Genomic DNA, 8,072 nt, shown 5'->3' with positions numbered 1-8,072 from the left:
GGGTACTCGCGGTGGGCGTCAAGCAGGCGGCGCACACCTGCGGCGATGGCGAGGCGCGATGGGGCTGGACTTCGACGACACCGTGACGCGCGCCCTGAGGCGGTACGCGAGGTCGGTCACCTCGGCGCTGGGCCTGGGCGGCGACTGCTGGTGCGTGCAGGACGAGCACCAGGTCGGCATCTACCTGGCGCTGGACGGCCGGTTGGGCTCGCACCCCGGCCACGACGTGGCGCTGCTGTGGGACGAGCGGCACGGCTGGTCGGCCGTCGTGGAGACCGACGGCGGCGAGGACGTCGTCGTGGGCCGCCTCGACGGCCTGGCGGTGCCGCGCGCCGGCGCGGTGGCCGCCTGGGTCGCCGACCTCTTCCGCCGCTCGGCGGCCGACGCCCGGCGCGACGACCAGGTCACCCCCGACGCGCTCCCCAGGGCCTCCTGAGGCACCCGCAGTCGACCGCGTTTCACCGCCCTCCTCCCGGGAAGCCGTCCCACGAGACGGCGAGGAGACGGCATGAAGGCAGTGGTGTGGCACGGGACCGGGGACATCCGGCTGGACGAGGTGCCCGACCCGAAGGTCCTGGAACCGGGTGACGCGATCGTGCGCATCACGCGCAGCGCGATCTGCGGCACCGACCTGCACCTCGTGCGCGGCACGATGCCCGGCATGGTGGAGGGCACCGTCCTGGGGCACGAGGCCGTGGGCGTGGTGGAGGAGGTCGGACCGGCGGTGCGCGGGTTCACCCCCGGCGACCGCGTGGTGGTGACCTCCACGATCGGGTGCGGCACCTGCTCGTACTGCCGGGCCGGGTACTACGCGCAGTGCGACACGGCGAACCCGAACGGACCGACCGCGGGCACGTCGTTCTTCGGCGGGCCGGAGTCGACGGGGCCGGTGGACGGGTTGCAGGCCGAGTACGCCCGCGTGCCGTTCGCCATGACGAGCCTGGTGCGCATCCCCGACGCGGTCGACGACGACCAGGCGATCCTGCTCTCCGACATCTTCCCCACGGCCTGGTTCGGCGCGAAGCTCGCCGAGGTCGGGAAGGGCGACAGCGTGCTCGTGCTCGGCGCGGGCGTGGTGGGGCAGTTCGCCATCGCCTCGGCCAAGCGGCAGGGGGCCGGGCGGGTGTTCGTCGTCGACGGCATCGGGTCGCGCCTGGACAAGGCCCGCGAGCAGAACGCCGAGACGGTGGACTTCAACCGCGAGGACCCCGTCGCCCTGGTCCAGGAGCTGACCGGCGGCATCGGCGTCGACCGCGTCATCGAGTGCGTCGGCGTGGACGCCCAGCGCCCGAAGACCGGACCCGCCGCCGAGGGGGCCGCGCGGATGGTCGACCGGTTCGAGCGGGAACGGCGGCAGGCCGCGCCCGAGGCGAACCCGACCGGCGAGCAGTGGGTGCCCGGCGACGCGCCGAGCCTGGCCCTGAGGTGGGCCGTGCAGGCGGTCGCCAAGGCGGGTACCATCGGGGTCGTCGGCGTCTACCCGCCCGGCTTCGACGGCTTCCCGATGGGCGAGGCGATGAACAAGAACCTCACCGTGCGGATGGGCAACTGCAACCACCGCCGCTACCTGCCCGAGCTGCTCGACCTCGTGGTCAGCGGCGTCGTGGACCCCACCGCGTTCATCACGCGGCACGAACCCCCGGTGAACGCGATCGAGGCGTACGAGACGTTCGACCGCCGCGAAGAGGGCTGGCTCAAGACCGTCCTGGACGTCGCGTGAGCGCCGGCACCGTCGCGGACGCGCTCGTCCGACGACTGCGGACCTGGGGCGTGCCCAGGGTGTTCGGCTACGCGGGCGACGGCATCGACCCGATCCTCGCCGCCCTGCACCGCGCCGGCGGGGACCCGGAGTTCGTGCCCGTGCGGCACGAGGAGATGGCCGCCTTCATGGCCACCGGCCACGCCAAGTACACCGGCGAGGTGGGCGTGTGCCTGTCCACCCAGGGACCGGGGGCGATCCACCTGCTCAACGGCCTCTACGACGCCAAGCTGGACCGCCGGCCGGTGGTGGCGCTCGTCGGGCAGGTCGTGACGACCGCGCTGGGCACCGGCTACCTCCAGGAGGTGGACCTGCACTCGCTGTTCAAGGACGTCTGCGGCCAGTACCTCCAGACGGTGTCCGCCCCCGAGCAGCTGCCGGTGCTCCTGGACAACGCGATGCGCACCGCGATCTCCGAGCGCGTGCCGACCTGCCTGATCGTGCCGCACGACGTGCAGCGCGCCGACGCCGTGGAGGAGCTGCCGCACACCCACGGCGTCGTGCCGTCCTCGGCGGTCCTCGCCCGCCCGCGCGTGCTGCCGCGCGAGGACGACCTGCGCCGGGCCGCCGACGTGCTCAACGCGGGCGAACGGGTCGCGCTGCTGCTCGGGCGCGGTGCCGCCGGCACGGGGCGCGAGGTCGCCGAGGTGGTCGAGGTGCTGGGCGCGGGGGCGACGGCGTCGCTGGTGGGCAAACCGGTCGTGCCGGAGGACGCGCCGTGGCACACCGGCGTCATGGGCCACCTGGGCACCACCGCCTCGGCGGAGCTGATGTCGGGCTGCGACACGCTGCTGATCGTGGGCAGCAACGACCCGTGGACCGAGTTCTACCCGGAGCCGGGGCAGGCCCGCGCCGTGCAGGTCGACGTCGAGGCGCGGGTGGTGGGCAGCAAGTACCCGGTCGAGGCGGCGCTCGTCGGCGACGCGCGCGAGACGCTGCGGGCCCTGCTGCCGCTGCTGCACCGCAAACCCGACCGCGGGTGGGAGCAGCGGGTGTTCACGTCGGTGTCCCGGTGGCGGCGGATCGCCGGGGAACGCGCCCGCACCCCCGCCGACCCGCTCAACCCGGAGCTGGTGGTGCACGAGCTGTCCGGCCACCTGCCGCTCGACGTGCAGGTCGCCGTGGACGTCGGCTCGGCCACCTACTGGTTCGCCCGCCACCTCGCCCTGCCGGTCGGCGCGCCCGCGCACACCTCCAGCTACCTGGCGTCCATGGGCTGCGCCCTGCCCTACGGCCTGGCGGCCAAGCTGCACGCGCCGGACCGGCCGGTGGTGGCGCTGGTCGGCGACGGCGCGATGCAGATGAACGGCCTGCTGGAGCTGATCACCGTCGCCGACCGGTGGCGCGGCTGGGCCGACCCGAGGTTCGTCGTGCTGGTGCTGCACAACCGCGACCTCAACGAGGTCACCTGGGAGCAGCGCGAGATGGAGGGCGACCCGCGCTTCCCGACCTCGCAGCGCGTCCCGGACTTCCCCTACGCCGCCTACGCCGAGCTGATCGGCCTGCGCGGCATCCGCGTCGACTCGCCCGACCAGGTCGGCAAGGCGTGGCACGAGGCGTTCCACGCCGACCGGCCCGTGGTCGTGGAGGCCGTCGTGGACCCCGCCGTGCCGCTGCTCGCCCCGCACCTGCCGGGGGAGAAGGTGGACGCGATCCTCAAGGGGCTGGACCAGGAACCCGGCGGTGACCCGGAGCGGGAGCACCTGCGGCGGCAACGCGCCGCCGAGGGGCACGGGTAGCGGGCCCGCCCGGTCGGGGGTCCGCCGCTCCGGGCCCCGGGAGTGCTCGCCGCTCTCAGCGGGTGCTGTCGTCCGGTGCCGGGGGAGTGTCCGTGCCCTGCCTGACCAGGAGGACGAGTCGTTCCGCCCGGTCGGCGTCGGTGGTGGTCAGGGCGATCCCGTTGGCCAGGGCGAGGAGTTCCGACGCGGTGAGGTCGGCGCGGACGGCACCGGCGGTCTGCGCCCGGGTCAGCAGTGCGGACGCGGCTGCGTGCATCGAGTGGTGCCAGCGGTCGAACAACGCGGAGTGCCGACCGGTGCGGTCGTCGGTGATCGACAGCGCCAGTTCCCGCTTGGCCGTCACGTGCGCGATGAAGTCCCGGAGCCAGTCGAAGAGGGCGTCGTCGGGAGGGTCCTCGGTCAGGAGGGACCGGCTCCGGGCGTGGAGTTCGGCCACTTCTCCGGAGTAGACGGCGATGATCAATTCGCGACGCGTCGGGAAGTGCCGGTACATCGTGGCGTTGCCGACGCCGGCCCGGCGGGCGACGTCGTCGAGCGGGGCGTCGACACCGCGGTCGTGGAAGACGTCCCTGGCCGCGGCCACCAGCAGGTCGTAGTTGCGCTGGGCGTCCGCGCGCCGACGCCGGGGTCCCGAACGCGGCGCGGGTCCGGCGCTCTGCGGTGGCATGACCCTCCTTGCCAATCGGGGACTTCCCCGGTTACGGTAGCCGACCAGCGCAAACGGGGAGTTCCCCACTTGCGGCCTCGTGCAGTCCCACCGGAGGAGGTCCCGCATGCCGCAGGGAGCGGAAGGCACCGCGCACCCGGGACCGGGGGAGGTCCACCGGCGCTGCGTCGAGAGCTACGCGCAGGTCCTGGAGGGCCGGCTCGAAGACGCGCTGGAGCTGATCGACCCCGAGGTCGTCGACCACCGGGGAGGCACCCGGGGCGATCACCGGGGACGCGAGGCCTGGCGGCGGAAGTGGGAGCAGGCGAGCACGGGCAGCGCGTTCCGCGACGTCTCGGTGACGATCGAGCAGAACGTCGTCTCCGGCGACACCTCCGTCAACCGGTACACCGTCCGGGGCGCCCACGCGGACTCCGGCCGGCGCTACGAAGTCCTCGGCCTGGACATGGTCCGAGTCCGCGACGGCCGGATCGTCGAGCACTGGGCCCTGCTGGACGAAGAGGCGATGCGCGACCAGTTGGGCCCGTGAAAGGACCTCCCGCCCCGGCGGCGAACGGCCTCAGGGGGTCACCGGGGGAGCGGTGACGACCTCGGTGGCCGGGTCGTGGCGGAGCGCGGTCGTGCCGGCCACGACGACGGTCGCCCTCCGCCACGGCTGTTCGCGGAGCAGGAACGGCAGTTCCTCGGCCGACCACGCGGCGACGTGCCGGCGCTGGGCGTCGGAGTCGCCGTCGCGCGCCACCAGGCGGCGGTGCTGCTCGTCCAGGTCGCCCTGCACCCGGATCGAGGCGTCGACCCACGGGGCGAGCTCCTCGCGGACCACCCCGGTGCCCTCGACCCGCACGACGTCCGCCCCGGTCGGGACGCGGATCGCCCCCGGCCTGCCGTGCTCCACCCACGCGGCGGGGCGGTACTCCACCGCCCCGCCGCGGTGGAGGGGGCGCAGGACGTTCCCGACCAGCAGGTGCCCCCCAGTCGAAGCACGCGTGGTTCCAGGCGACGTCGGGCAGTCGCTCGACGCGCCACCCCTCGGCCGGGACCTCGCCCGGGTGCAGGCGCATCCACGACCTCCTCGGGAGCCGCGACCGGTCGGACGAGGGTACGGCTCGCGGCGGTGCCCGGGTCGGGGTCGGGCGGTCCGGGCTGCGGTGTGACGTAAGTAATTTGGAATTATTCCAGATAACCGCATAAGGTTGTCCCCGTGACGTCCGACTTCGAGGCCCAGCTGCGGTCGGTCTCGTTGCGCGTGACCCGTCCCCGGTTGGCGGTGCTCACGGCGCTGCGCGACCACCCCCACGTCGACACCGAGACGGTGATCTCGCTGGTGCGCGTGGACCACCCGACGGTGTCCCACCAGGCGATCTACGACGTGCTGCGCGCCCTGACCGACACCGGTCTGGTGCGGCGCATCCAGCCCGCCGGCGCGATCGCCCGCTACGAGTCCCGGGTGGGGGACAACCACCACCACGTCGTGTGCCGCTCCTGCGGCGCGATCTCGGACGTCGACTGCGCCGTCGGCCACAGCCCCTGCCTCACCGCCTCGAACGACAACGGCTACGCGATCGACGAGGCGGAGGTCGTCTTCTGGGGCACCTGCCCCGACTGCTCGGCCGAGAACACCGCCAAATGAACCGCCTGTTGGAAGGAAGTAGATGAGCGACCCCAAGGGAACGCCCCCGTCGAGCGCGCAGGGCGTGGACCAGAAGGCCGCGGTCGGCTGCCCGGTCGCGCACGACTCGGTGACCTCGCACGGCAGCGAGAGCGAGAACCCCGCGATCGACTCGCCGACCCCGAAGACGGGTGGCCGTCCCCGCGGCAACCGCGACTGGTGGCCCAACCAGCTCGACCTGTCGGTGCTGCACGCCCACTCGACGAAGAGCAACCCCCTGGGCGAGGCGTTCGACTACGCCCGGGAGTTCGCCAAGCTCGACGTCGAGGCCCTCAAGCGCGACATCACCGAGGTGCTCACCACCTCGCAGGACTGGTGGCCGGCCGACTTCGGCCACTACGGCGGCCTGATGATCCGCATGAGCTGGCACGCCGCGGGCACCTACCGCATCCACGACGGCCGCGGTGGCGCGGGCGACGGCGGCCAGCGGTTCGCCCCGCTCAACAGCTGGCCCGACAACGCCAACCTGGACAAGGCGCGCCGCCTGCTGTGGCCGGTCAAGCAGAAGTACGGCCAGAAGGTCTCCTGGGCCGACCTGCTCGTGCTCGCCGGCAACGTCGCCCTGGAGTCCATGGGCTTCAAGACCTTCGGCTTCGGCTTCGGCCGCGTGGACGTCTGGGAGCCGGAGGAGATCTTCTGGGGCCCCGAGGACGCCTGGCTGGGTGACGAGCGCTACGTCAGCGAGTCGGAGATGGCGCCCGAGGTCGGCGCGACCGAGATGGGCCTCATCTACGTCAACCCCGAGGGCCCCCGCGGCAACGCGGACCCGCTGGCGGCGGCGCACTTCATCCGCGAGACCTTCGGCCGGATGGCGATGAACGACGAGGAGACCGTCGCCCTCATCGCCGGTGGCCACACCTTCGGCAAGACGCACGGCGCGGGCGTCGCGGACGGCCACGTGGGCGCGGAGCCCGAGGGCGCCCCGCTGGAGGCGCAGGGCCTGGGCTGGCTGAGCACCCACGGCAGCGGCAAGGGCGCGGACACGATCACCAGCGGCCTCGAGGTGACGTGGACCGACAAGCCGACGCAGTGGAGCAACCGCTTCTTCGAGATCCTCTTCGGCTACGAGTGGGAGCTCACCACGAGCCCCGGCGGGGCCAAGCAGTGGGTCGCCAAGGACGCCGAGGAGATCATCCCCGACGCCTACGACCCGGCCAGGAAGCACAAGCCGACCATGCTCACGACCGACCTGTCGCTGCGCGTGGACCCGGCGTACGAGAAGATCTCCCGCCGCTTCCTGGAGAACCCCGACGACTTCGCGCTGGCGTTCGCCAAGGCGTGGTACAAGCTGCTGCACCGCGACATGGGTCCGGTCAGCCGCTTCCTGGGCCCGTGGGTCGCCGAGCCCCAGCTGTGGCAGGACCCGGTGCCGGCCGTCGACCACGAGCTGGTGGGCGACGCCGACGTCGCCGCCCTCAAGGCGAAGGTCCTCGACTCCGGCCTCACCACCGCCCAGCTGGTCAGCACGGCCTGGGCCTCGGCCGCGAGCTTCCGCTCCACCGACAAGCGCGGTGGCGCCAACGGCGCCCGCATCCGCCTGGAGCCGCAGCGCAACTGGGAGGTCAACCAGCCGGAGCAGCTCAAGGCCGTCCTGGAGACCCTGGAGGGCGTCCAGCGGGAGTTCAACGCGGCGGGCGGCGCGAAGATCTCGCTGGCCGACCTGATCGTGCTGGCCGGTTCGGCCGCCGTCGAGAAGGCGGCGCGCGACGCCGGCGTCGAGGTGACCGTGCCGTTCCGCCCGGGGCGCACCGACGCCTCGCAGGAGCAGACCGACGTCGAGTCGTTCAAGGTCCTGGAGCCGCAGGCCGACGGTTTCCGCAACTACCTGCGTTCCGGTGAGAAGCGCCAGCCGGAGGTGCTGCTCGTCGACCGCGCCTACCTGCTCGACCTGACCGCGCCGGAGATGACCGTCCTGGTCGGCGGCCTGCGCTCGCTCGGCGCCAACCACGGCGGCAGCGCGCACGGCGTGCTCACCGACCGGCCCGGCGTGCTCACCAACGACTTCTTCGCCAACCTGCTCTCGCCGGGGACCCGGTGGAAGGCGTCGGAGTCCGAGGAGAACGTGTACGAGATCCGCGACTCGGCCACCGACGAGCTGAAGTGGACGGCGACCCCGGTCGACCTCGTCTTCGGCTCCAACTCCCAGCTGCGCGCCCTCTCCGAGGTCTACGCCAGCGAGGACGCCCGCGAGAAGTTCGTGACCGACTTCGTCGCGGCGTGGACCAAGGTGATGGAGCT

At 73.0% G+C, this 8,072-nt stretch carries 8 protein-coding genes; 6 read left to right on the top strand and 2 right to left on the bottom strand.

Annotated elements, in window-relative coordinates; genetic code table 11:
• The 3 genes from ACR807_RS39925 to ACR807_RS39915 form a co-directional block, all read left to right on the top strand.
• Nucleotides 1-436, top strand: a 436-nt coding sequence (locus tag ACR807_RS39925; RefSeq protein ID WP_438926740.1) for a DUF6292 family protein, incomplete at its 5' end; no start/stop codon positions are given.
• 72 nt (nucleotides 437-508) lie between these two features.
• Entirely contained in the window at nucleotides 509-1,720 is a 1,212-nt protein-coding gene (locus tag ACR807_RS39920; protein ID WP_438926739.1) for a zinc-dependent alcohol dehydrogenase, read from the top strand.
• Complete coding sequence (locus ACR807_RS39915) at nucleotides 1,717-3,498, top strand: thiamine pyrophosphate-requiring protein (protein ID WP_438926738.1); 1,782 nt, start codon at nucleotides 1,717-1,719, stop codon at nucleotides 3,496-3,498. Before ACR807_RS39920 ends, ACR807_RS39915 begins: the two co-directional genes overlap by 4 nt.
• Nucleotides 3,499-3,553: 55 nt before the next feature.
• Here ACR807_RS39915 and ACR807_RS39910 read toward each other — a convergent pair whose 3' ends face one another.
• Nucleotides 3,554-4,165, bottom strand: a complete 612-nt coding sequence (locus tag ACR807_RS39910; RefSeq protein ID WP_438926737.1) for a TetR/AcrR family transcriptional regulator — start codon at nucleotides 4,163-4,165, stop codon at nucleotides 3,554-3,556.
• Nucleotides 4,166-4,271: 106 nt separating this feature from the next.
• Here ACR807_RS39910 and ACR807_RS39905 point away from each other — a divergent pair, with 106 nt between their 5' ends.
• Nucleotides 4,272-4,694: an ester cyclase gene (locus ACR807_RS39905; protein ID WP_438926736.1), complete on the top strand. Its 423-nt coding sequence runs from the start codon at nucleotides 4,272-4,274 to the stop codon at nucleotides 4,692-4,694.
• 30 nt (nucleotides 4,695-4,724) lie between these two features.
• Here the strand turns inward: ACR807_RS39905 and ACR807_RS39900 are convergent, their stop codons facing one another.
• Nucleotides 4,725-5,084 carry a nucleoside/nucleotide kinase family protein gene (locus ACR807_RS39900; protein ID WP_438926735.1) on the bottom strand — a complete coding sequence of 120 codons (360 nt, stop codon included), beginning with the start codon at nucleotides 5,082-5,084 and terminating at the stop codon, nucleotides 4,725-4,727.
• A 282-nt stretch (nucleotides 5,085-5,366) separates the two neighbouring features.
• Between ACR807_RS39900 and ACR807_RS39895 the strand changes: the two genes are divergently transcribed.
• Entirely contained in the window at nucleotides 5,367-5,795 is a 429-nt protein-coding gene (locus ACR807_RS39895) for a Fur family transcriptional regulator (protein WP_438926734.1), read from the top strand.
• Between the two features lie 22 nt (nucleotides 5,796-5,817).
• The coding region (gene katG, locus ACR807_RS39890; protein WP_438926733.1) for a catalase/peroxidase HPI at nucleotides 5,818-8,072 on the top strand (2,255 nt) is incomplete at its 3' end.

It is taken from the genome of Saccharothrix sabaoui, from assembly GCF_051756985.1.
Lineage (GTDB): Bacteria > Actinomycetota > Actinomycetes > Mycobacteriales > Pseudonocardiaceae > Actinosynnema.
Note: the sequence above shows the minus strand (reverse complement) of the source record. Positions and strands in the feature narration are given on the sequence as shown.